The following is a 25,109-nucleotide window of genomic DNA, read 5'->3' on the forward strand; positions in this document are numbered from 1 at the left end:
GGATATAAAACTGCGCTACGGAAATGGTGGAGGATCCAAGAATAAATATAGAGGCAATCTATCTGAGAAGGGAAAGATTTCTAGCTTAGTGGAGCAGGGTGAAATTAGCCCGGCTAAGGCCCTGCGCATGTTAAAATCAGGTAATGGCAAGGCCGATACCGGCGGCAACGATAGCTCTGCGTCCCGAAAGACCAACGGAGTTAATAAAGGGCAAGTACAAGAGAGCAGTGTGGAAGATGTGCTCGCTGAACTAAACCAACTGGTAGGTTTAGAGGCAGTAAAACACTTAGTAAAGGAATTAAGAGCGTTTATCGATATTCAGCAGCAAAGGCAGCAAATGCACCTGCGCACTGAACCCCTAGTGATGCACATGATTTTTCGCGGCAACCCCGGTACTGGTAAAACTACAGTAGCTCGCATTATCGGTCAATTATTTAAGGAAATGAATGTTCTTCCTAAAGGGCACTCGATAGAAGTAGAACGAGCTGATTTGGTAGGTGAATACATTGGACACACCGCACAAAGGACCAAAGAACAGGTTAAGAAAGCCCTGGGAGGGATATTGTTTATCGATGAAGCATACTCGTTAGCTAGGGGCGGGGAAAAAGATTTTGGTAAAGAAGCAATTGATGTGTTGGTCAAGGCGATGGAGGACCATAAAGATGACTTTATTTTAATTTTGGCAGGTTATAGAGACGAGATGGATTGGTTTTTACTTACTAACCCCGGCCTGCGTTCACGGTTCCCAATACATATAGACTTTCCAGACTATACTGTTGATGAGTTACTTGGCATCAGCGATTTAATGTTGGAAAAAAGAGAATACAGTTTAACTCCCGGCGCGAAAGTTGAACTACGAAAATTAGTCAACAATAAACTAATTTATGGTCATGAGCATAGTGGGAATGCCCGGTTGGTACGAAACATTATTGAAAAGGCAATTCGGCGTCAGGCAGTTAGGTTGGTAAATCACCATAATTTAGGCAGAAAGGAGCTAATGAGAATTACTCCGGAAGACCTAAGGGAGGCTGTGAAAAATGACAGCTAAGAAAATTTTACTTGCTGGGAGAACCAATGTAGGGAAAAGTCTTTTAGCCTTAACTTTAACCAGATTTTTAGGTATTAACACATTGCCAATTACTTGGCACAATTATCCTAATAAAAACCAAACATATAGATTTAACTTCGCTATAGCCAAACAAAAATTGGTCAATGCTGCTGAGTATCATACACAGGGGCTTTATGACATCAACATTGAATTGTCTAAACTGACTAAATTGCAGTTGGTGGATACTACTGCGTTAACTGACGAAGTTCATCCAAAGAAACAGTTGCGGCAATACATGGCTATGACAATAGAAGCAATTCAAGATTGTGATTGTTTAATACATATTTATGATGCCGAGTATTATACCGACCACCCGATTGCCGATATCGATCGCAGTTTGATGGAATTAGAAACAAAAGGTAAGTATATATCTGTTGTAAACAAAATCGACACCTTAAAAGCTAATGTAGGCGTGCAAAGAATTCAATCCCTTGCAGGGGAGAATTCTTTTCTGTGTTCATGTACCACCGGCCAAGGCATAGTAGCCTTGAGGCAGGAATTATTAAAGCTTTTAAAAGTTTAATTCGAACCCGGCTAGCAGCTTTTTTGTTTTTGGGATAGTGACCCATTTATGGCTAAACATATCATTTATTGACAAACTAATAATCAACTAATAATATTGGATTAGAAAGATGGAACAGGGGGGAAAATGTTGGACTTTACTGACGAGCAGATAAAACGCTATTCTAGACATATTATTCTTAAAGAAATTGGTGGTAAAGGACAGAAGAAGTTGCTAAATTCAAAAGTGTTGGTGGTAGGCGCAGGGGGGTTAGGCTCACCAGCCAGTCTTTATCTAGCTGCCGCCGGTGTTGGCACTTTGGGGATTATTGACTATGATATTGTCGAACTGTCCAACCTGCAGCGGCAGGTGCTGCATGGAACTGAAGACGTGGGCAAGGCTAAAGTAGAATCTGCGAAAGAAACATTAAACAGATTAAATCCTGATGTACATGTGATACCACACTTTAAAAAACTGGATAAGGAAAATATTTCCGAACTAATAGATGACTATGATTTAATCGTAGACGGAGTAGATAATTTTGCTGCTAGGTACTTACTAAATGATGCTTGTATTATGCGGGGCAAGCCCTTGGTGGAAGCAGGAATATTACGCTGGGATGGTATGATTATGACTATTGAGCCTAATGCAGGTCCATGCTACCGATGCGTATTCCCTTCGCCGCCGCCGCCCGGAAGCGTACCTTCGTGTCAGGAGGCTGGTGTGTTGGGAGCAATTGCCGGAGTAATGGGCGTACTTCAGGCAACCGAAGCGGTAAAATACTTACTTGGCGTAGGGGATAACCTGATTGGCAGAATGCTTCTTTTCAATGCCTTAGAAAGCCAATTTAGAGAAGTCGAAATATCTAGAGAAGATAAATGCCCAGTATGTGGTAACAACCCATCTATTACTTCATTGGAGGAATATGAGCTTCAGTGCTCAGTCCATAATAAATAAAAGTGACGTCTAGCGGCTATACACCATCGAAAAACCCACGAGTATAGCGCTATAAAGAAGTAAATTAGACTTCAATAAAGGAGCGTTTTTATGAGCAGTAACCACATTTTATTAAAGGCACAAGCGCTTTATCCTAAGTTAATTCAAATTTATGAACAATTGCACAAAATTCCTGAATTAGCCTTTGAAGAGTTCAAGACAGCGGAATTACTATCGCAAATATTGGTTAACGAAGGATTTTCTAAGGTCCGTACAGCTATCGCCGGTACAGGATTGGAAGTTAGCATTGGTAACGGTAGTCCCATAGTTGCACTTCGGGCCGACATGGATGCACTGCCCATTCAGGAGGAAACCGGTTTTGCTTTTTCTTCCGTGCATGATGGGCAAATGCACGCTTGCGGCCATGATGCCCATATGACGACCTTAATTGGTGCCGGAATGCTTTTAAAGGATGCGCTTAAAGAAAAACAGGCGGGTGTTAAATTAATATTTCAACCAGCGGAGGAATCGCCCCCAGGAGGCGCCAAAGGCATGGTAGAGGCAGGAGTATTAAATCAGGAATTAAAGGCTATCTTCGCGCTCCACTGCCAACCGCAATATCCTGCTGAAGTTATTTGTCTAAAGGATGGGCCCATTATGGCGGCAGCCGATATGTTTACCATAGAAATTAATGGACAGGGCGGCCATGGAGCGATGCCTCACCAAACCATGGATGCAGTAGTAATTGGCAGTCAAATAGTTCAAGAACTGCAGACCATTGTCAGTCGGAGGGTAGACCCGTTGGAACCGGCTGTGGTCACCGTAGGCAGTTTCCACGCCGGGTCAAAAAACAATATTATCCCCGGTAAGGCCAAGCTAGAAGGGACTGTTCGCACACTAAATTCTCAAATAAGAAATGATATGCCTGCTTTAATGGAAAAGATCATTAGTAATGTATGCGCCAGCTATGATGCTGATTATCTTTTTAATTATCAATGGGGTTATCCACCAGTAGTCAATGATAGCAATTTGCTAAAAGTTGTGGAAAGAGCCGCACATAAAATAGTTGGGCATAATCAAACCCTTTACGCAGACCGGCCCTCCATGGGTGGAGAAGACTTTAGCTACTACCTTGAAAAAGTGCCTGGGGTTTTCTTTTATTTAGGTGTAGGCCACGAAAATGCCAATCTCAGGCATCCTTGGCATCATCCGTGCTTTCAAATAGACACCGCTGCTCTTCCTATAGGAGCAGCTACTTTAGCCCAAGCAGCGTTAGAAGTTATCGGAGGATAGAATGGAACAGTATTTGAGACAGTATGTAGATGAAGCCCGGAAGCAAATGGGGATAGAGGAAACATATTTAAGAGAGGCGGTGGGAATTAACCATCGGCGAGTCTTAGACGCCTTTCGCCAAGAACGGGTTACTGATTTTCATTTTAATTCCAGCACCGGCTATGGATATGGAGACCAGGGAAGGGAAGTTCTGGAATCTGTCTTCGCCCGGGTATTTGGCGCCGAGGCGGCTTTGGTGCGTGGTCAGATTGTAAGTGGCACCCATGCCATCTATCTCGGATTAAAAGCTATGGTTAGTAAAAATGAAAAACTTATATACTTGGGTAACCCTTACGATACCTTAAAGACAGCATTAGGTTTGAACGAAGATAAACCGAGACCGCACGAATTTAACACCGAAATATTTCCGCTGGATGATAGTGGGTGTGTAAACTTCGGGGAACTTTCAAAAACACTAAACGGCGCACCTGACTGCGTTCTGGCCATTCAACGGTCTTGTGGCTATGACCCCAACAGACGATCATTTTCAATGGAATACATAAAACGTATTGTAGACTTTGTCAGGCAAAATTATCCTAAGGTTAGACTATTCGTTGATAATTGTTATGGAGAATTTGTAGAGGATAAAGAACCACCAATGCTAGGGGTGGATCTTACTGCCGGGTCATTGATAAAAAACCCCGGTGGTGGAATTGCGCCGGGCGGTGGTTACTTAGTGGGCAAAGAAGAACTAATTGAAATTGCAGCGGAACTTCTTACCGCGCCGGGGTTAGGAAAAGATGTCGGTGCCAGCTTGTGGGACAAGCGATTGGTATTTCAGGGACTATTTCTTGCACCGTTGATTGTACTTGAAGCTTTGTGTGGGATGATTTTCTCAAGTAATTTGCTCTCTACCCTAGGGTTTGGCGTCAGTCCTGCCCCTCGGGAACAGCGAACAGATATCATTCAAAGAATCGACTTCGGCAGCCGGGAACTTTTACTGGCATTTTGTCGTGGTATTCAAAAATATTCCCCGATAGATTCTCAAGTGATTCCTCAGCCTGGACCTTTGCCTGGCTATGCTCACCCTGTCATCATGGCTGCCGGTACTTTCGTTCAGGGAGGATCCTTGGAATTAAGTTCTGACGCGCCTATACATGAACCGTTTAGTGCTTTCCTTCAGGGAGGCCTATCCAGAGAATATACCATTGAAACCGTGGTTAAGAGCATTGAAATTATTCGTGATTAGTTGCTAATTAACTGCGGCAAAGTTGGTAAATTTTAATTGTTAGGAGTAGCCATGGATACCCTGATGCTGACAGTTATTTTTATATTTATGATTATCGGGATAGCAGGAACCCTTATTCCCCTTGTACCGGGGCTTCCCCTTATCGCAGCTATGGTTTTAATATACGCTGTTTTAGATGGATTTCAAACAATTTCCCTTACCGTGTTAGCTATTTTCCTGTTACTCACCGGTGTAGGTATGGCGGCAGATTTTCTTTCTGCTACTATTGGCGCTAAAAAATATGGCGCCGATCGTTTGGGAGTATATGGAAGCATTGTGGGGATGGTTATCGGGCTTTTAACAATGGGACCGCTTGGCCTAGTTCTTGGACCGCTGGCAGGTGCGATTATCGGGGAAACTCTATCCGGTAAGGACTTCCAGTCGGCTCTAAAAACCGGATTGGGAAGTCTGATTGGCTTTTTAGGAGGCGCATTGATTCAGTTTCTCATCGCTCTTTTAATGGTCGGATACTTTATTTATTTGGTATTAATTTAATGTTTTCAAGGAAACATCTGCCTTCATTTCAAAGCATTGCCAAAGCTGAAGCTATATGCTAAGATATTTACTGATGAGTAAAAGGGGGTATATTGGTATGGAAAATTTAACAAAGGAAGATGTCCTTAAGTTAGCACGGGATAACGATGTGCAGTTTGTGCGCTTACAATTTACCGATATTTTCGGCGTATTAAAGAATGTTGCTATTACAGTCAAGCAGTTAGAAAAAGCATTGGATGGGGAACTAATGTTTGACGGTTCGTCTATAGAAGGTTTTGTACGCATTGAAGAATCTGACATGTATCTCAAGCCTGACCCTTCAACATTTGTTATTTTCCCATGGAGACCCCAAGAAGGTGCCGTGGCAAGGTTGATTTGTGACGTTTATAACCCTGACGGTACCCCTTTCAGTGGTTGTCCCCGTTGCACCTTAAAGCGTGTCGTAGCTGAAGCAGAAGAGCTGGGCTATTCGGTAAATGTAGGTCCTGAAGCAGAGTTCTTCCTCTTCATGGTTGATGAAAGAGGATTGCCCACAACAATTACCCATGATAAAGCTGGTTACTTTGATTTAACGCCGGTGGATTTAGGGGAGAATGCCCGACGCGATATGGTAATCGCGTTACAAGATATAGGATTTGAGGTAGAGGCATCCCATCACGAGGTTGCCCCGGGGCAGCATGAGATTGATTTTAAATATGATGATGCACTAACTACTGCAGATAAGATTGCTACCTTTAAGTTTGTAGTCCGCACAATCGCTCAAAGACATGGCTTGCATGCTACCTTTATGCCCAAACCGATATTCGGTATTCCTGGTTCCGGTATGCATACGCATGTTTCCTTATTCCAGGGAAACGAAAACGTATTTTTTGATGCTAATGACAAAAGGGAGTTAAGTGAAACGGCATATCATTTTATCGGCGGTTTGCTGAAGCACGCACGCTCTTTTTGTGCAATTACTAATCCCACGATAAACTCGTACAAACGACTAGTCTCGGGATTTGAAGCGCCAGTTTATGTCGCCTGGTCTGAAAAAAATCGTAGTCCATTGTTGAGAATTCCGGCCAGAAGGGGAGTCGGTACTAGGGTGGAAGTTAGGAACCCGGATCCTGCTGCTAATCCGTATTTAGCATTGGCTGTAATAATTAAGGCGGGAATAGACGGTATTAAGAACAAAATAATGCCGCCGGAACCCACAGATAAGAATATTTATGACTTGGATGCTAAGGAGCGAAATGAACTGGGGATCGATAATCTCCCCGCTGACTTAATAGAAGCAGTTCAAGAACTGCAAGGCAGCAAAGTTGTTCGCGAAGCATTAGGAGAACACTTGTATAAGCGTTTTGTCGATGCTAAGATAATGGAATGGGATAAATACCGTAGCCAAGTCCATGATTGGGAACTGCAGGAATACTTAACTAAGTTTTAGTAATTTAAGCCAGATATTTTATTAGCCCCCACAAACGTCGGTTTGTTAATCGACAAAGACTAAGCGATAGCTATAGATACGGGCCTGGACCGGGATGCAGGGCGAAAAATAAAACGGGCCTTAAATGAAAAGGGACTGGGGTTGGCAGCGATCATCAATACTCATGCCCATGCAGATCATTTCGAATGTATTTAATAACGCAGGACTTTAGTTGTCCTGCGTTATTTTAGAATATAACCCGATATAGGCCGATCACTTTGCCTATTATCTGGACATCCCTAGATATAATCGGTGCTAGACTGTCATTTTCCGGTTGTAATCTTATTGCAGAAGCCTCTTTGTAGAATGTCTTTACTGTTGCCTCTTCACCCAGCAACGCCACTACAATCTCTCCGTCACTGGCAGTCGATTGCGAACGCACAAGAATCTGGTCACCATCAAGAATTCCCGCATTAATCATACTGTCACCCCGCACCTTCAGCATGAATATATCCTCCCCTGGGTTTCCAATTAAATCCAGGGGAAGGGGATACCTGTCTTCTACGTTCTCAGAAGCAAGGATGGGTTCACCGGCCGTGATCTGACCGACAAGAGGGACTGTGGTCATTTCTTTTTTGGGCTGAAATTCATTATCCAACAGTTCAATAGCCCGGGGTTTTGAAGGATCCCGGCGAATATAGCCTGTTTGTTGTAGATAGGCAAGATGACTGTGTACTGTAGAGCTGGAGCTTAGACCAACTGCCGCACCAATTTCGCGAACAGAAGGGGGATATCCCTTGGTAGAAATTTGCTGATAAATATAATCCAGGATAGAAGCCTGTCTATTAGATAAGTTAGGGTACTTGCTCAATTATCACACCTCCGAGGATAAATATGGAATTTATTTTAGTATAGCAAACAATTGCAAATATCGCAAACAAATGTTCGAATTATTTTCCAAAATCTATTGACCGGAACGCATGTTCGTGATAATATTTGTATGAAAGAACACATGTTTGCATAGGAGGTTATAAACGAATGACGCAACCCTATCTTGTAATTGGTGATAAAAAGAGGAAGGCAGGCAGAATTCGATTTATTTTACTAATATTATGTGTCACTATAGTAATGTGGTTACTTGGTGCAAGTTTTTTCGACCAGAATGCGGTTGGCAGTGATCAAGAAATGGTGCAAATAGTGGTAGAGGAAGGGGATAGTCTGTGGTCCATCTGTAAAGAATTACAAATGGAAGGCGATATCCGACGAATGATCTATCAGATAAAAATTATTAATAATTTGGAACAAAGTACTATTTACCCTGGACAGGTTTTATTGGTGCCAGTCCATTAGATTAATAGAAACGCCACACTCTCTGATATTATGTTAACTATCAGGGAGTTTTCTTATGTCTATTTCTACTTTCTATTAACTATTCACCAATATTACGATTTATCCATTACACTATGGTATTGAATAACAGCAATGCAAACATAGCCTTAGTTCCAACAAGATTCAGGAAATATTAAATAACAATGTAACGGAAGGGATATATCAGTTAGGCAGTAAGAAATTTTTCAAATTAGAAACTTTACGCAATAGCAGCGAATTGACATAAAATCAAATAATAGTTGTTTGAATAGATTTACTGCTTCCTATAATATTAATTATGTAAACTAGAAAAGGAAAATTTTAGATAGAAGTCTTAATAGCGAACAAATCAACAGCAAACCGGTCAACCCGCCAATTCTCCTTGGTTGATTCAACATCTCTAATCATTACTTGCCAACTCCTCAAAATCGTCGTCAAGTTTCTTAATGCCCACACCTTCCAAGACCGACTTTACCAGGGCAACTTTCCTCGGACCCCAGTTGGTTAACACTACAGCCAGATCATTTTATTTCCCATGAAATCCGCTTTTTTACGAAGCCGCAGAATCTGTTTTAAGGCCCCTTAAATTTCGCCCAGGGGTGTTTGTACGTATGCAATATAGTCCCAAAACTCTCAGCGCCGTTTGGGGCCTTTGGGAAACTTTGTATTAGTGACTAAACCTGTTAAAACTAGGTTTAACTTTGTATTTACCGTAATTATATGACCATTAAAGTTGGACGGTAACCCAAATAAAAAATCTTTAGAACTAATTCAGAAATGAGTGATTATGTCTTGGTACCAGCAAGTCAAAAGGGCGACCCAATTTTTAGTTGCACAAATCTTAAAATGTCAGCGAAAATTTATTTCGCTGTTTCATTACGAAACAGAGCCCTATTTTTCTCTTGAATAAAGTGAAATATTTCACATATTGTTTGTGAATGGCCAATGGTTACTTGCTTTTTCATGGAGGTTAATAGTCTGTTTCTAATCACATTCCACAATCGCTTTAAAGAAACTCAAACATTCCTCCCCTCCCCTTTAACTTGAACTAGGTTATATGCAGGTCTAGTTTTGTGGATATGGGAAATGCTAGAATTTGCCTTGTAACGCTAGAACCAGTTACTCTTTATTCTCATTAAAAAGCCAACCCGGAACTTCTACATGAGGATTGAGAAGCTGAGCAATTTCATATTCTTCGCCTTCAATCAAGTTTATAATTCTTTCTATTAGGCCTGAATCAATTTTATAAACAGACAGGGCTGTATAGCAAAGTTTGTAACCAAGTTCTCTCTTTCCTTGCTGGACAAAATAGCACCCACAAGCAAAAAGATCCCCAATGGCAACAGGCAATGGTCCATACTCCGTTTTCCCTGGTCGGTGACAGGGGGACGGGATTATCGTCACACTATGATCTTTGGATTATCCACCCCTGGGGTACTTTGTACTATAGGGGTCCTGTGTGTCAACATCCCCGTCCCTCTGTCATCTGCATGTCTTATATATGGTGGTTTAAAACCAATCCTTCCTGGATTCCATTTGGATAAAGATAAATACGTCGACGCCTATCAAACATAGGATTTGCATTGTGGATAATACTATGGTGATTCGGGCAGGTAATAAGCTGATTATCAGAATCATTATTCAGGCTATGTATAAAATAATCGATGTGATGTGCCTCTACTACATTCGAGTCATACTTCTTACCAACATCTGTTCCACAAATTTGACACCGGTAGTCATAAAGTAATTTAAGATTATCGCCTATCTTTCGATTAAGCTTGCGAATCTTAACTAAACGTTCCGTTTCAAAGATAGCGGGCTCGCCATCAATCACATCATAATTAAAGTTCGCTTCTAATACTCGCTCCTGCTTATTTTTAATGATCTCTTTTAAAATAGAAATATCCTCTGCGACAATTGCTTCAAGCAGATATGTATCCTGATATTCTGTGGTATAAATAGCTATATATTCTTTACAATCCTCCGGCAAACGGATCATGGTTCTGTCACCCTTTTCCCGGAGTTTTCTTTTATCAGAAATGTATTTAAAACTATTTATGAAATAAGTCTTCAATGCATTTGACAGTTCTCCATTCGGAGAATACCTTATTTGCAATGTATCTTTTTTTCGGTTATGTCTTTCAGCAAAATTGACATTTGTTATCTTAGCTTGGTAACTCCTTCCATCTAGAATCATCGTGATACTTTTCGATTCGCCTCTGGACAAAAATTGGCCCATATTACGACCAAACACAACCTGATTGTTAAGTGGCAAAGTAAGACCTTCATTTAAAAGTGACCAATCAACTTCTTTTTTATATACATAATTTTCTTCTGTTTCCACTCATCTTCACCTCTTGCATCGTACATCACAGTTTAATTAGCTTTAAGGTCGATTACTCAACGATATTTTAATATGGAATCTGTACGTTTGCTAATTGAGTGTAAGCCGTCTCCCCGACACCACTGCATAATTACAATAGCCCTACATACGGTTGTCCGAACAGTCCGAGCTAGGAAGAAAAGGTAAAACTTATGCTATTTTGGGCCCCTTTTAAAGTTCGCATATTTACAATTTCGACTTCCTTCCACATTTTCCTTTTTTTGCCTGAATACTGCACATTACCAAATTAGACAGCGAAAAACAAAGCCTCGTTATTGTTCCCAACATACAAAGAAACAGCTTAGCAGCCATATGGCAACCACGCTGTTCCTGCTAGTCCATGTTACATAGTTACATAACTATCGCTCATTTTGTCCTATTACTACATAGTTCCTGCATGTCCTCTTTCAATATAACTGCATACTATGATGAATTGCTTCGCACTATCTGTCGCTAGCTTCAGTAGTAATTACACTCTTTTAAGATTTCAACATACCTTTATTTACTGCTTCCCACAAGTAAAGAGAAGCTACTGTTCTATACGGCTTCCATACCTCGCCCATTTCTTGCATTGTTTCTTTACTGGGCTGCTCCGGGAGATCGTAGAGCCATTGAGCCGCTCTTTTAAGACCAACGTCATCTGCTGAGAAAATATCATGAACATTTCTGCTGACCATCTGCCTATCCCCTTAATCTTTGTCAACAACTCCAATACTTCTTTATCGGACAGGTCGTGCATGCTCTCTAAATTTAATTTATCACTTAGAACAGTATCTGATAGGTACTTTGCATACGAAATCTTTTGCCTGGATAACCCCATTGACCTTAATTTATCGTCTGGTGCAGCTATAATCTGCTCCGGTGAAACTTCATCTAGATCCCTTTCAATTCGCCTCCAAATAGTTGTGGCAGCTTTAATTGATAGCTGCTGGCCAATAATAATTCGTATTAGGGACTGGAACAAATCTGTTCTTAAGTTCAAAGTACAATTTCCAATTCTGTCTATTAAGTATGCCATTTTGTGTTCTGAATCTTTAATATGATTTAATTCAATGCCGTTGTCTGTAAATACCTGGGTACCCATGACTTACACCTCTTTAATACAACAAAAGTATAATTTCATTATACCTGCTACTACAGATTTCTAAAGAGGTATTTATTTCATTTCCGCTTTTAGAATCCAAAGTGATAGCTGCCCAACCAGTGCACCTCTCCCCCTGCTTTGTAAATTGTGGCAAGTAGCAGTATCGAAAATGCCCACGGAAATATTCCTAATAAAGTTAACACCGCGTACCGTACCGGGTTTACTTTACTCATTCCTGCAACATAGGAAATATAATTACCAATGCCAAAAGGGCGGCTCAAACAAATGCTGAGCTCCCCATAGCGTACAAACCATAGCTGCACCTTGCGTATTTTTGAAAACATGTAATCCGGGATTTTAGCTTGGAATTTTAAACCTACTAGATAGGGAATAAAACTTGCCGCACAGTACGCCAAGCTCATACCCAAAGCTACGGCTAATAACTGTAATAAGCCGTCATCCAGGAAGTTGCCAAGAGTCAGCACTACAGCTAACCCCGGAAAAGGAATTGAGGAACCTTCAAGGAGCATTGACATATAGAGTCCAAAAATACCATAATCATTCAGGGTCTCGATTATTTGCACCATTACTTATCACCTTTACTAACTTACAGTTGAACTTCTTTCCGTTGCTTCCCTTCCCATTTACATCAGCCTATTATAGAATCATACAGATTTCAAGCAAGACAAAAGAAACGTCCCCGCGTCTTCCGGCCAAAACTGAGTAAACCCAAAAAACGTACACTGGCTTCGGCAGATGAAGAGTACCGCAATTTGCTGATCCAGATGAATTTTAAAAGAAATTGATTTTGCAATCCATAAAGTTGGCAAAGACAAGGAGCACCAAAGGAGCATAGGAGAGGACTGTCTGTTTCCGCCATGGGACGGCTGGTTTTCCTGTATCCAAATATCGATGAAAGGAAGTCCTCATTCTTCCCTCAAAGACCAACAGGCAAGAAGGCCGCAACATCATGATCATTATCCATATTTTTTTAAAAATTCGTTTTCAGATTATGGAATTATATGGGTTCGTGAATTCGCCGTGAACCATGAACCATGGGGTACAAGCCGATTTATCTGTTCGTTACTGGCACTCTATAGAAGCTGCATGTTACATTTTCATAAATACACTCGTTATCCGGCACTCAAATGTTTAATGTCAATGGCAAGTTTGCTAATATTGTTGTCTGGCAACATGAGCCACTGTGTGCCGCTGTGTCGCGTTTTAGCTGCCGCCATAGGGTAGTTTTACCTTCCACGAAGGTGAGGAGGAATTTGACGGCTTTGTGCCGGAAATCACCAGATAAATCATCCGGCAGTAAATAGTCCCTAACCATCCCATTTACAGGCTGAACCATGGGGTCACAGAGCTTCCCCGCTCCAACTCACACCGCCCCGCAAAGCGGGTCGTGGAACGATTCTCTTCGGGGTCGGATTTCCGCTGCTGGGGTCGGAATAGGGGTTACGAACTGGGGAATTCAGCATTTGTCAAGGAGCATGCAGGAGTCATGTTTGATCCCTATAGATTTTTATGCTTTTCTTTAATAATCTTAAGCAAGTATTCACTTTTCTTAGCCATTGTTTTCTCATCATAGAGATATTCTCCACCACTAGGTCTATATGAAGCAAAGTAAGTTGCATAATCTTGAATCTCATCATTATCCGAAAATAGTCTGTCAAGTGCGACTTCTATTTCTCCAGCAATAGTCAAAGTACGGTCTTTTCCAGAAATAAAATCTTCGAGTTTGTTTACAAGAATTTCAATCTCATTATTATCCAAAAGTATCATCCTCCTGTTATTTCGGATTTATTATAGTTATTATACGTTTTCCTGTGGCAGTATCTACAACAACTTCTTTAATACTTGAACTAGCATTCCTAAGTGTTATAGTATCTCCTAAAGGATGTTGGCTAATTTTTCTGATATCAGTAACAGTATCAAGAAAATTATCTATATCAGTCATTGATGTCGGTACACGGCCTTTAGGAGGATTAACCATTCTTTCCGCAGCGTGTGCAGTTATCGTCCTGCCTCCAGGTGTGATATTTGTTGGACTATTAAGTATCTGTCTTGCTGCAAAGTCCCCATCATATAATGCTGGAAGATTTTTATTAATAGTACTCCCCGCACCCTTACCAAACATCCTGCCAACAGTCTCGGTAACATCATCATATAATCTTCCGCCAATTTTCTTTACTCCAGATAATAGTTTACTTCCGACATTTGTCGTTAATTTCTTTGCTACAAACCCGCCTGCAAGAGGTAATCCAACTGGGCCGGTGCTTTGTATTAATGCTAATTCACCATCTGTAGGCTTAATCCATTTATCATAGAAATCAGCAACGCCCTGATAAAGGCCTCTCCTATTCTCCTCTGCTTCTTTTGCGGTTATCCCAGATAAGTATTGGCCTGTGCTTTGATAGCTGGAAATTGAAATTTGGCGGCTTGAAACTGCTTGGATCTGGGGCTGTGCCGGTGCCTCGCTGTTAAACCCCTGATGCTCCTCTTCCGGTGTCGGTGGAGGCGGGCTGTAATCATCATCGTCGCTGCTTCCTCCGCTACCTCCTCCAGAGTCATCGTCATCATAGTTATGCTCCTCATCTATGTTAACATCACTATCGTCATATTCATCATGTACTTCATCTACATCATCTTCCCACTCGTCCGCTTCTTCCTCATCATCATAAACAATTGTTACGTCGTCGCCGTCTACTATTACATCGAAATGTCCGGTGGGGTCTATCCGGTTTATCGGGTTATTACCTACATAGGCGTAGGTATGTTGTGTCCTTGGCTTTGCTATGTTTCCTTTATAGGTATCGGGTTGGATAAACCGGCCTAATGTTAACTCTGTCCGAAACGGATTGCAAGTTGTTTCTGCGGTATATTTTTATGGCGAGGTGAAGCACCACATGCAGAAAAAGAAAACGAGGGATTTTTCCGGGAAAATTTCTTACCCCCTTAACCCCCACTCTGGCACAAGTTTTACCACAGAACAGATTTCCTGTAAATCCATGGTTCATGAACCATGGGGTAAAAGCCAATTTATATGTTCGTTATCGGCAATCTACAGAAGCTGTGCGTTTCATATATGCCCTCATTATCTGGCACACAAATGTTAATGCCAATGGCAAGTTTGCTAATATTATTGTCTGGCAATGTGAGCCACCGTGTGCCCCTGTGTAGCGTTTTAGTAAACGCCAGAAGGTGTTTGCCCCCTCGACAAAAATGAAACCGGATTTGGCGACTTTCTGCGAAAGAACCTTTTCCTTAAAAATGCAGCCCCAAAATACGCCTTCATCACCTCAATCACGGGGTGAACCATGGGGTCGAAAACTGTGCAGGTTAAAGGCGGGTGCACCTTAAGGCGCACCCGCGGTCCACAGCAGTCGGCAATGCCGACCGCGCAGGCTTTAGTAACCAACAGCCATTTCTATTTAGGTAGCTTTAAATTAGTGGGATAAACCTTTTAGGTGGCTGTAAGTGCACAACCACAGCCAATGCTGACGTTTTATAAAGTGTCTATAAAAAACCTGCATTTGTCAAGGAACATAGCGGGGTATTGATGACCCCTATATCTCTTAATTGAACTGTGTAAAAACAGAATGTCTCAACTCCTTGCATTATTTTCGCAGTTTTTTGCCTCTAACTCGTTTAATGTTTCATCTATGTATCTTAGATAGAATCTAGGGAACACCTTCCCACTATCTATCTTATGCCCTAGTTCAAGAATCTGTGGTTTAAGCTCCACGAGCCCAAGATTTTTCGCAATCCTTACTGCAAGCATTGTACGCGGCTCTGATTGTGTTTCAATCCAATCCATCAATGCTTCAATTAGCCCTTGTCTATCATTTTGCAAAACGTCTACTGCATGACTGAGCGCGTGCTCTTCCAAGTATTCTCCAGATTTGTATGAACCCGGATTAAAAATGTCACTCTCTAAAATTGCTAGAACATCTTCCTTACTCATTTTATATTCCCCCTAACTACTTGATTAATTTTATTGCTTCCGAAGGAATAGCATGCGGAAATACTACCTCAGTCCCTCCTCCTGGCATATTAAACATTCTTGTAACTTGTTTTCCTTGTGGAATTTCTATCCCCATGTTTCTTAACGTTGGTACATCAATTTCCAGTAAGTTTTTGGGTAATCCTCTATTGGGTGGCAAAGCTAAATCTATTTGGGCTTGCAATGGGCTAAGGTTTTTAGAAGGGGTCGTGAATACTTTTCCTGACGAACCAGACTGGAGCCCATTTTTCAGTATGCTTTCTGGGTTGGCAGATGTATAGTGGTAGAAGTTTCCACCATTACCCGCGCCCTTACCAAGCATCCTGCCAACAGTCTCGATAACATCATCATATATTCTTCCGCCAATTTTCTTTACTCCGGATAATAGTTTACTTCCGACATTTGCCGTTAATTTCTTTACTACAAACCCGCCTGCAAGAGGTAATCCAACTGGGCCGGTGCTTTGTATTAATGCTAATTCACCATCTGTAGGCTTAATCCATTTATCATAGAAATCAGCAACGCCCTGATAAAGGCCTCTCCTATTCTCCTCTGCTTCTTTTGCGGTTATCCCAGATAAGTATTGGCCTGTGCTTTGATAGCTGGAAATTGAAATTTGGCGGCTTGAAACTGCTTGGATCTGGGGCTGTGCCGGTGCCTCGCTGTTAAACCCCTGATGCTCCTCTTCCGGTGTCGGTGGAGGCGGGCTGTAATCATCATCGTCGCTGCTTCCTCCGCTACCTCCTCCAGAGTCATCGTCATCATAGTTATGCTCCTCATCTATGTTAACATCACTATCGTCATATTCATCATGTACTTCATCTACATCATCTTCCCACTCGTCCGCTTCTTCCTCATCATCATAAACAATTGTTACGTCGTCGCCGTCTACTATTACATCGAAATGTCCGGTGGGGTCTATCCGGTTTATCGGGTTATTACCTACATAGGCGTAGGTATGTTGTGTCCTTGGCTTTGCTATGTTTCCTTTATAGGTATCGGGTTGGATAAACCGGCCTGTTTCTGTATCATACCAGCGGGCGCCATAGTCCATCAGGCCGCTTTTGGGGTCGTACTCCTTACCCGTCAGCCCGGTAAAGTTATACGGTGCTAAAGTGCCGGCAAACATGCCGCCGAAGGCGTCAAAGCGAAATTTGCTAATGACATCACCGGTCCTGTCGGTTAAGTCGGTGACGTTGCCTATGGCATCATTACTGTAGTACAGCAGTCCGCCGCGGGTCTGCAGGGTGGGTTTACCCTGTTCTTTGCGCCCCTTATAGCCAAACATTTTCCGGGACACTGCACCCTTTGGTCCTATTTGGTATTCGGCAAGAGGGCTGCCATTTCCTGTATATTCCTTCGCTACTTTCTTACCGTCATAGAGGTAGGCGGTTGATTCAGTACGCAGTTTGGCGTTGTTACCCTGGGATTTCTGCTTACCTTTGCCTTTACTTTTTTCTTTCCCTTTCCCCTTCTTCTCCTTGACCTGCCAGTAGGTTTCCTCCCGGGACACTTTCCTCCCGTAGCCGTCGTAGGCATACTGCAGGTCGGTACCGTCCTCGAAGTAGACGGCATCCAGGCGGTTGGCCGCATTGTACTGATATTCGGTACGGGTACCGTCTTGTTTTACCTTAAAGACCAGGTTGCCGTTGGCATCGTAATCGTACCCGGTGCCGCCGGCACGAAGCAGCCTGTTGGCCGCGTCATAAGTATACTTTGTTTCCTCGCCGTCTTTGGTCATGGAGATGCGGTTTCCTGCTGCATCATAGCTGTAGCTGACGTTTTCTACCGGCTCAACCAGGTATGCCGGGTAGGTGCCGGTGCTTAAAAGTTCCCCTTCCTGGTTAAAGAAGGACTCCATATTACGCCACCGGCCGCCTTTACCCCAGCCTTTACCTTTTTTACCTTTCTCCTTACCCTTGGCCTTACCTTTACCTGGGTGGTCTTTGTTTTTTCGTTTCTCTTTACCTGAATTGCTGCCTTTACCCGAATCCTTCCCTGAACTGCCGCTTTTGGAAGAGCCTTTTTCTTTACCAGAACTTTTACCTGAGTCACCGCTCTTTTTGGAACCGCCACCGCCGGAGGAACCTTTACCCTTTCCTTTTCCTCCTTTGGCCAGAAGCACTCCGGTGTTATCGGTAAAACCTGTCTCCAGGTCATAGCTTAAGCTGAGCAGACTGCCGGACTTCTTTCCGCCTTTTCCTTTACCTTTACCGCTGTTTCCCTTTTCCTTACCGGTTGTCTTTTCCCTGCTGCCGCCTCCCGGCAGAATCTCCTGTGCCGGAATTTTGACTTGGGGCTGTTCCAGGATATATGCTGTCCTCAATTTTTCTATCTTCTCTACGGGATAGTTTACCTCCGAAAGGCGGTTAAGCTCATCATATTGGTAGGTGGTTTCGGCACCGTCTTCTTCAACCTGGCTGGTGCGGTTTCCTGCTGCATCGTATTGATAGGCAAAGCTTGAGATAAGCCCCTTTGGGCCGGTGTTTTCAATACCGGTGACACGTCCTGCAGCATCATAGGTATAGCCGCTATCCACCCCGTTGGGGCGGCTGATGCCGCTCACCCGGCCCAGGTCGTCATAACCAAAAATGGTAACGTTTCCGTCCGGGTCGGTCAACTGAACCATCCGGCTGCTGCCGTCATACCGGTAGCTAGTGGTGCGGTCCTCGGCATCGGTGGTGGAAATCCGGTTGCCCACGGCATCATACTGAAACTTAAGCGCCTTGTCCCGGGTTAAATCTTCTATTTTCTCCAGGTGCCCCATGTCGTCGTAATAGTATTCTTCATGCAGGGCCGGGCTGACCATACTGCCCACACTGCCCTCACCGTTATAGCGGAAGCTGGCAAATTCCTCGCCGTTAAAGTTGACACCCGTGAGGCGGTTATTCTTATCATAGTCATACTCGGTAACCTGTCCCAGCGGGTCGGCTTTTTCTGTCAGGTTTCCGGCGTCATCATAGCCGTAGCTTGTCTTTTGCTTTAAGGGATTGATTTCTGCCACCAGCCGGTTTAAGTTATCGTACTTGAGACTGGTGGTGCTGCCCCCGGCATCCTCCACCGACAGCAGGTTTCCCACCCGGTCATAGTGGTAATTGGTGCTGTTACCCAGGGCATCGGTTACCTTAGTCAGGTTATTCCTGAAATCATAGCTGTATTGAGTGGTGTTACCCAGGGGGTTTGTCACTCCCGCTACATTTCCGGCAGCATCATAATCGTATTCGGTCACTGCTCCCAAGGCGTTGACGCTTTTTACAACTTGACCCAAGGCATCATACTGCAGCTTACTGACATTACCCAGGGCATCCTCCACCCTGACGGGATTTCCCAGTAAATCGTAGCTGTATTTGGTAATAGCGCTTTCCGGACCGGTCTCCCGGGTGACATTACCCATGAAATCATAGCGGTAGCTGCGGCTGTATCCCCGGGGGTCGGTCTCTTTAATGAGGCGGCCCAGGGGGTCATACTGAAAACTCGTTACATTGCCCACGGGGTCTACCTGCCCGGTCACTTCTCCCAGCTCGTTGTAGCGAAACTGTGTCGTCCTGTTGGCCGGCTCGGTAACAGTGACCAGCCTGTTGGCCAAATCGTAGCTGTAGGTGGTATTGTTTCCTTCGGGGTCCATTACCCGGATCAGGTTACCCCGGGAATCATAGTAGTAATGGGTGGTGCTGCCGTTTCTATCAGTGAGGCGGGTTATCTCTCCCCGGGAATTGTAGCGAAATGTTATGCTGCTGCCACTGGCGTCAGTCACTTCAGTGAGCATTCCTGTCTTATCATAGCTGTAGGTGGTGGTGTTTCCCTTGGCATCAGTTATCTGGGAAATGTCGCCTCTGAAGTTATAGCGGTAGATGGTGACATTCCCCTCCGGGTCGGTTATTTCAGATGTCCTGTTGGCATAGTCGTAGTTTATGCTGGTTACGTAACCCCGTCGGTCACTTTCACCATGTTTCCTAAGGCATCATATTCGTAAGTTATTTCTCCCCCGGCAGGGTCTATCTTTTTCACCAGGCGGCCGGCGGCATCATACTGGTAGGTGGTAGTATTTCCGAGGGCGTCGGTTACTTTAGTCAGGTTCCCCATAGCATCGTAGCGGTAATGGATTTTATTCCCCTTGGGATTGGTGACGGTGGTTAGCCGGTCAAACTGGTCATATTCAAAGGAGACCACACCGCCGTCGGGATTGATTACTTGGCTGCGGTTACCGTCGGCAGTATACTCCACTTTAGTAACGTGGCCGCCGGGCTCGGTGGTTTCTATTACCCGGCCCCGCTTGTCATACTTGAAGCTAAATGCGCTGCCTGAGCTGTCCATTACTGTCTCTACCAGCCCGCCCTGATTATAGCTGTAGGTCTTAGTGCCGCCGTCGGGGGCTGTCACCCGTTCCAGGCGCCCCAGGGCATTGTACTTGAAGCTGTAGCTGTTACCTTTGGCATCGATAATGGATGTCACCTTACCGGCGGCATTGTAGGTGTAGGTAGTGGTATTGCCCAGCACGTCGGTAACTGACTTAATGCGTCCCATTTCATCATACAGAAAAGAAGTCGTTTCGCCTCCGGGGTCAGTGCGAGATGTCATCCGGCCCATGCTGTCGTAGCTGAAGTTGGTCACCTCTCCTTTGGCATTGGTAACCGATATCAGGTTTCCGGCATCATCGTATGTATAACGGGTGGTGTTCCCCCTGGCATCGTTTGCCGTCAGCCGGTTACCGCCACTGTCGTAAGTATAGGTAACGGTATTGCCCAGGGCATCGGTTCTGGAGGTAAGGTTTCCGGCATCATCATAGGTAAACGTTACCTGGGAACCGTCGGGGTTAATCACCCTAGTGAGCTTATCAAATTTGTCCTCATAGAAATACCGGCTTGTCTTGCCGTCGGAATAGATTATCTTAGTTTTTCTGTACTTATCGTCATATTCGTACCGGGTGGTATTGCCGTCCTGGTCGGTGACAGCAGTGCGTTCTCCCTGCTCATTGTAGGTATAGGTCTTTATCCGGCCCAGGTTGTCTTTTTCCTTGATAATCTTTTTATCGGCATTCCAGTAGACTTTTTTCTCCAGGCCCCTGGCATCGGTGATTAAGGCATAGCTGAGGTCGCCTTCGGTGCCGTAGCTGAAGCTTTTTACAAGACTATTATCTGCTCTTTTGATGTGGCTAACTTTTCCCTGGCTGTTATACTGGTATTTAAAAGTCCTGCCCGCTTTGTCGGTAAAGGAGGTCAACCGGTGGCTTGAGTCGTAACTAAAGCTCTTACTGCTGCCGTCGGGGTAGGTAACTTTTTTCAGGTTCTGGGAACTATCATACTGGTATTTAGCCCGCCGGCCTGCAGGGTCGGTAATGCTTTTTACTAGGCCGCCTTGGGCCTCTACGTCCAGTACCCTGCCGGCGGTGTCGGTGATAGTATCAAGGGCCCCGTTTTGGTCATACTCAAAGCTCATGGCATGTCCCTGGGGACCGGTGAGGGACAGGAGCCTTCCGGCATCGGCCGCCTGGCTGCGCCAGGAGGCTTGATAGCCGTTGTATAGGTAGCTAAAGCCGTTTTTATCCTCAACCGTATATGTACCGTCTGCATTCCTGGTCAGGGTGGAGCCGCTGCCGCCCTTTTGGGTATATGTACCCTGATCCAGGGGATAGTAAATCAGCGGGTCCCCGTCATAGGAATCGACGATTAAGTCGGGATCGTCCTTGGTAAACTCGTAGCTGCGGTGCTGCCCGTCACCACGAAACTCCATGATGACAAAGTTCTGGTACATGCCCAGGTGCTGGTCAAAGGCGAGGTTCCAGCCGTAACCCAGCATTCCCTTGATCCCTTCCTGGCGCATATATGTACGGCTTATCCGCGGCGAAAAGCCTGAAGACGGGTAAGCGATATCGCTTTCACTGAGGGTGAGTATCCCGGTCACCGGGTCCACGTAGCCAAAGTCGGCATCACTTTTATTTACCGTGCCTAAATTCAAAGACGAAAAGCTTGGTGCTACGGAGGCCGGGTCTGGAAGTCCCTTTCCCGGGGGAGAAAGCATTTCCTCCCACCCTGCCAGACCCGTGAGTTCGTAGGGGTCAAACACAGGTGGTATTGAGCTTTGCTCTCTAATTGATGCTGGAATACTGCCTGCAGCCAGTGCCGGTGTAACCGTACCGGTAAACAGGATGGTTACTGCCAGAATTACAGAAAGGTATCGAACAAATTTTTTACTCTTTAGTCTCATTGACATCCCCTCCAAAAAAATACCGTGCCAAGGGATTACCTTGGCACGGTAAGAATAGACGCTGCCTTGGCAACCCGGCGATCGTAGCCTGATTCGGCCTTAGACCCGTAGTTTTGCGTCCCCCGCTTTCACGGGGTTTGCCTTTTTCTGGTATTTTATTCGATTGTTCTACTACGCTTCGATATATTTCCTTTTTTTTCCTGCTTTTTACAAATATTTTTTTGAATATTTTAGTAATTTAGTCTCCGTCCCAGCATATACCTCCTCCTAATGGCATAAAAAAACGGACTAGTAAAACCAGTCCAGGGCTTTTATTTAGGATACTAAAAAAATATCCAATCGCCCAAGTGAAAATATCATGAACATTTCTGCTGACCATCTGCCTAACCCCTTAATCTTTGTCAACAACTCCAACACTTCTTTATCGGACAGATCGTGCATGCTCTTAAAGTTTTATTTACCACTTAGAACAGTGTCTGATAGGTACTTTGTATACGAAATCTTTTGCCTGGATAGCCACATTGACCTTAATTTATCGTCTTGAATTACACCTCTTTACTAAACAAAAAGTATAATTCCATTATACCTGCTACTACAATTTCTAAAGAGGTAGCTGGTATGCAGGTTTAATTAATCCTGCTGGCTTAGAAACTTTTCTCACTAAACTTGAGTTGCTTTTTATCAAGTTTCCCCACGGGTGTATAAGGCATATCATCAACGAATGCTATGTCTTTTGGCATTTGAAACCTTGCAACTCTGGGGCCTAACCACTGGAAAAGTTCCTCTTTTGTTACGGTAGCATTTGCTGCGGGAAGCACGAATGCTTTTAACCTCTGCCCAAACTTTTCATCACTAACCCCAATAACTGCAGCTTCTTCTACTTCAGGGTGGTTTAAAAGTATTTGTTCAAGTTCAATTGGGTAAACATTTTCACCGGCTGAAACAACCATATCATCCACTCTTCCACAAAGATAATAATGGCCACGACTATCTTTATAACCTAAATCACCTGTTTCCAACCAACAGTTATTTTGGTTACTCATCGACCACCTATTTTTGATGCAGAATTGGCCTACCTCACCTGCTTCTACTTCATTTTTGTGCTGGTCCAATACTTTTAACCGAACCCCGTCTATTTTTTTACCAATTGTCTCAGCTGAATAGGATAGATCTTGTGGTGTTGCTATCACATTTAGTCCAGCTTCCGAAGTGCCATAGAGATTGTATAAGACACTACCCAATTTGTTCATAGTCTCACCTACAAGTCTCGGATTCAGTTGTGCACCTCCTGAGGCTATACAGGCAAGGGAATTTAAGTCTTCGACGTTATTATTTAACATCTTGTCTATCATTAGTGGCACTACGGTTACAACTTCAACATTGTGTTCCCGAATCAGTGAACATGCTCTTTGGGCATCAAATCCATTACTGATGACAATTTTTCTTCCCAAAGCAATAAGTACAAATAATATACCTACACCGTAGCCGTGATAAATAGGAGTGGCAATATAAGCGGTGCGATAATTTAGCAGCTTCAGCCTGGTTATTAGGGCTAAGAATGGATTTAGGAAGTTTAGAAGAGACGGTTTATATGGGGCTGCTTTGGGATCTCCCGTGGTCCCGCCCGTTAGTATTACAAGTTTACCGGGTGAAGAACGTTTGATTTCTTGTTGTTCACTTACTGAATTAAGCAAATTGCTTATTGCCGGCAGGTCGGTATGGTAACTTAAAACTACCCCGTTAGCATAGTCTGACTGCTTAACTAAGGAGTCCAATTGGAAATCATATATAAGCAAGTTAAAATCATATCGCTTTATTAAGTTGTTAAACTGGTGCTTACTAATTTCTGCGTTAAGTAAGTATACATCTACTCCCAGCAAAGATAACGCAAATATGGCTTTAATCAACGAAGCATGGTTTTTACACATAATGCCTACTTTATTACCGCTGCTAAGCTGATATCTTTCATTAAATATAGCGGAAAGCTTTTTCGACTGCAATAATAACTGCTGATAATTTAAGGTTTCATGGTCATCCACCACTGCAACCTTATCAGAGTATACCCTTTCTGCAAAAGACAGCAGGGGCATTAAGTTTATCCCGTATTTGTGAATGGCAGCTATTAAGCTATACAACCCCAATGGAGAAAATAATTTAACTCTGAATAAAACATATATAAGTTTAAATACCTGCAATATCACTTCCCCCTTTTTCTTAGAATAGTGGGAATGGATAATTCCCATACCCCTCTAAGAAACACTGAGGCAATACGGCCAAAAATTAACCACCATGGCATATACCTCTTCCGTTGAGTATACATTGCTTTGCCAATGATTTTGGCCACATGGTTCGGACACATGACAGGCATCTTTTGGTAAGCCGCTGTCGGCTTAATCATGGGTGTATTTACTAGCGGAAGGTAGATAGATGTGGTTGATATTCCAGCAGCGTTCAATTCAGGCCCAGCAGATTGATACCACGTATCAAACGCCGCCTTGGAAGCCTGGTAAGCAGCCCAATAGGGGAAGGGTATTAGCAATACATTAATAGTAGATATATTGATGATCTGGCCTTGATTTTTTCTAAGCATCGGAATTATAGACAATAGCAGTTGAACAGGTGCAAAATAATTGATAGCCATAGTTCGAGTGAAGTCGTGAAACCGGTCCAGCGAGTCGTTAATTGATCGCCGGATAGATATGCCTGCATTGTTTACTACTATGTCTATACCGTTAGGCATCTGGTGAATAAATTTTAGCAAGCCCTCCATCTCTTCCATGTTTCTTAGGTCAGCCCTATAAATACTCACTCTGGCAGTTTTCTTTTCTATCTCATTTTTAATTGTTAAAAGTTTTTCCTCTGTTCTAGCAACTAAGAGTAAACGGGTATTGGTGTCTGCCAGAAGATAAGCTAATTTCTCCCCTATACCGGAGCTTGCACCTGTGATTAAAACAGTCTTCTCGTCTAAACTGTTCCTAAGTTTCTTTTGGTTCAAATACGTAGGCGGAAACAATATGTTTTCTAGAATGTTATTTTTTTGCATAGTAGCCCC

22 protein-coding genes, 1 pseudogene and 1 riboswitch are annotated in these 25,109 nt (G+C 43.5%); of the genes and pseudogenes, 9 read left to right on the plus strand and 14 right to left on the minus strand.

What is annotated here, in order from left to right; translation table 11 throughout:
- Positions 1-127 precede the first annotated feature (127 nt).
- The 8 genes from MFMK1_RS11150 to MFMK1_RS11185 all read left to right on the plus strand — a co-directional run bounded on the left by MFMK1_RS11150 (position 128) and on the right by MFMK1_RS11185 (position 7,225).
- Positions 128-1,048, plus strand: a complete 921-nt coding sequence (locus MFMK1_RS11150; protein WP_428846305.1) for an AAA family ATPase — start codon at positions 128-130, stop codon at positions 1,046-1,048.
- Complete coding sequence (locus MFMK1_RS11155; protein ID WP_366921783.1) at positions 1,038-1,631, plus strand: GTPase; 594 nt, start codon at positions 1,038-1,040, stop codon at positions 1,629-1,631. Before MFMK1_RS11150 ends, MFMK1_RS11155 begins: the two co-directional genes overlap by 11 nt.
- Before the next feature lie 126 nt (positions 1,632-1,757).
- Positions 1,758-2,567 carry a HesA/MoeB/ThiF family protein gene (locus MFMK1_RS11160; RefSeq protein ID WP_366921784.1) on the plus strand — a complete coding sequence of 270 codons (810 nt, stop codon included), beginning with the start codon at positions 1,758-1,760 and terminating at the stop codon, positions 2,565-2,567.
- A 90-nt stretch (positions 2,568-2,657) separates the two neighbouring features.
- Positions 2,658-3,839, plus strand: a complete 1,182-nt coding sequence (locus MFMK1_RS11165; RefSeq protein WP_366921785.1) for a M20 metallopeptidase family protein — start codon at positions 2,658-2,660, stop codon at positions 3,837-3,839.
- A gap of 1 nt (position 3,840) precedes the next feature.
- Positions 3,841-5,067 carry a methionine gamma-lyase family protein gene (locus MFMK1_RS11170; protein ID WP_366921786.1) on the plus strand — a complete coding sequence of 409 codons (1,227 nt, stop codon included), beginning with the start codon at positions 3,841-3,843 and terminating at the stop codon, positions 5,065-5,067.
- 36 nt (positions 5,068-5,103) lie between these two features.
- Entirely contained in the window at positions 5,104-5,601 is a 498-nt protein-coding gene (locus tag MFMK1_RS11175; RefSeq protein WP_366921787.1) for a DUF456 domain-containing protein, read from the plus strand.
- 97 nt (positions 5,602-5,698) lie between these two features.
- Positions 5,699-7,030 (plus strand): type I glutamate--ammonia ligase, encoded by a 1,332-nt coding sequence (glnA, locus tag MFMK1_RS11180; RefSeq protein WP_366921788.1) that lies wholly within the window; start codon positions 5,699-5,701, stop codon positions 7,028-7,030.
- A 108-nt stretch (positions 7,031-7,138) separates the two neighbouring features.
- Complete coding sequence (locus MFMK1_RS11185; RefSeq protein WP_366924931.1) at positions 7,139-7,225, plus strand: hypothetical protein; 87 nt, start codon at positions 7,139-7,141, stop codon at positions 7,223-7,225.
- 31 nt (positions 7,226-7,256) lie between these two features.
- On the opposite strand, the gene lexA is transcribed toward MFMK1_RS11185, so the two are convergent.
- A complete protein-coding gene (gene lexA / locus MFMK1_RS11190; RefSeq protein ID WP_366921789.1) occupies positions 7,257-7,880 on the minus strand; it encodes a transcriptional repressor LexA in 624 nt (207 codons plus the stop codon).
- 167 nt (positions 7,881-8,047) lie between these two features.
- Here lexA and yneA point away from each other — a divergent pair, with 167 nt between their 5' ends.
- Positions 8,048-8,359: a cell division suppressor protein YneA gene (yneA, locus tag MFMK1_RS11195; protein ID WP_366921790.1), complete on the plus strand. Its 312-nt coding sequence runs from the start codon at positions 8,048-8,050 to the stop codon at positions 8,357-8,359.
- Positions 8,360-9,496: 1,137 nt separating this feature from the next.
- Here the strand turns inward: yneA and MFMK1_RS11200 are convergent.
- The 13 genes and pseudogenes from MFMK1_RS11200 to MFMK1_RS11265 form a co-directional block, all read right to left on the minus strand.
- Positions 9,497-9,727: a hypothetical protein gene (locus MFMK1_RS11200; RefSeq protein ID WP_366921791.1), complete on the minus strand. Its 231-nt coding sequence runs from the start codon at positions 9,725-9,727 to the stop codon at positions 9,497-9,499.
- A gap of 145 nt (positions 9,728-9,872) precedes the next feature.
- On the minus strand, positions 9,873-10,721 hold the full coding sequence (locus tag MFMK1_RS11205) for an HNH endonuclease (RefSeq protein WP_366921792.1): 849 nt from the start codon (positions 10,719-10,721) through the stop codon (positions 9,873-9,875).
- A 568-nt stretch (positions 10,722-11,289) separates the two neighbouring features.
- On the minus strand, positions 11,290-11,844 hold the full coding sequence (locus tag MFMK1_RS11210) for a DNA-3-methyladenine glycosylase family protein (RefSeq protein ID WP_366921793.1): 555 nt from the start codon (positions 11,842-11,844) through the stop codon (positions 11,290-11,292).
- Positions 11,845-11,933: 89 nt separating this feature from the next.
- Positions 11,934-12,431, minus strand: coding sequence for a DedA family protein (locus tag MFMK1_RS11215; protein ID WP_366921794.1), 498 nt, complete (start codon positions 12,429-12,431; stop codon positions 11,934-11,936).
- 931 nt (positions 12,432-13,362) lie between these two features.
- The gene (locus MFMK1_RS11220) at positions 13,363-13,623 is read right to left on the minus strand and encodes a hypothetical protein (RefSeq protein ID WP_366921795.1); all 261 of its coding nucleotides are present in this window, start codon (positions 13,621-13,623) and stop codon (positions 13,363-13,365) included.
- A 16-nt stretch (positions 13,624-13,639) separates the two neighbouring features.
- The gene (locus MFMK1_RS11225; protein WP_366921796.1) at positions 13,640-13,987 is read right to left on the minus strand and encodes a hypothetical protein; all 348 of its coding nucleotides are present in this window, start codon (positions 13,985-13,987) and stop codon (positions 13,640-13,642) included.
- A 245-nt stretch (positions 13,988-14,232) separates the two neighbouring features.
- Positions 14,233-14,430 carry a hypothetical protein gene (locus MFMK1_RS11230; RefSeq protein WP_366921797.1) on the minus strand — a complete coding sequence of 66 codons (198 nt, stop codon included), beginning with the start codon at positions 14,428-14,430 and terminating at the stop codon, positions 14,233-14,235.
- Positions 14,431-14,620: 190 nt separating this feature from the next.
- Positions 14,621-14,674, minus strand: a pseudogene (locus MFMK1_RS11235) (hypothetical protein); the annotation flags it as partial.
- Positions 14,675-15,454: 780 nt separating this feature from the next.
- Positions 15,455-15,814, minus strand: a complete 360-nt coding sequence (locus tag MFMK1_RS11240) for a hypothetical protein (protein ID WP_366921798.1) — start codon at positions 15,812-15,814, stop codon at positions 15,455-15,457.
- Between the two features lie 16 nt (positions 15,815-15,830).
- The gene (locus tag MFMK1_RS11245; protein ID WP_487250592.1) at positions 15,831-19,766 is read right to left on the minus strand and encodes an RHS repeat-associated core domain-containing protein; all 3,936 of its coding nucleotides are present in this window, start codon (positions 19,764-19,766) and stop codon (positions 15,831-15,833) included.
- Positions 19,767-19,771: 5 nt separating this feature from the next.
- The gene (locus MFMK1_RS11255) at positions 19,772-22,057 is read right to left on the minus strand and encodes a DUF6531 domain-containing protein (protein ID WP_366921800.1); all 2,286 of its coding nucleotides are present in this window, start codon (positions 22,055-22,057) and stop codon (positions 19,772-19,774) included.
- Positions 22,058-22,122: 65 nt separating this feature from the next.
- A riboswitch (cyclic di-GMP riboswitch) is annotated at positions 22,123-22,209 on the minus strand.
- A 492-nt stretch (positions 22,210-22,701) separates the two neighbouring features.
- Entirely contained in the window at positions 22,702-24,300 is a 1,599-nt protein-coding gene (locus tag MFMK1_RS11260; protein WP_366921801.1) for an AMP-binding protein, read from the minus strand.
- Positions 24,255-25,100, minus strand: a complete 846-nt coding sequence (locus tag MFMK1_RS11265; RefSeq protein WP_366921802.1) for an SDR family NAD(P)-dependent oxidoreductase — start codon at positions 25,098-25,100, stop codon at positions 24,255-24,257. Before MFMK1_RS11265 ends, MFMK1_RS11260 begins: the two co-directional genes overlap by 46 nt.
- Positions 25,101-25,109 lie beyond the last annotated feature (9 nt).

The sequence above is a fragment of the Metallumcola ferriviriculae genome, from assembly GCF_035573695.1.
In the GTDB taxonomy this organism is placed as follows: domain Bacteria; phylum Bacillota; class JADQBR01; order JADQBR01; family JADQBR01; genus Metallumcola; species Metallumcola ferriviriculae.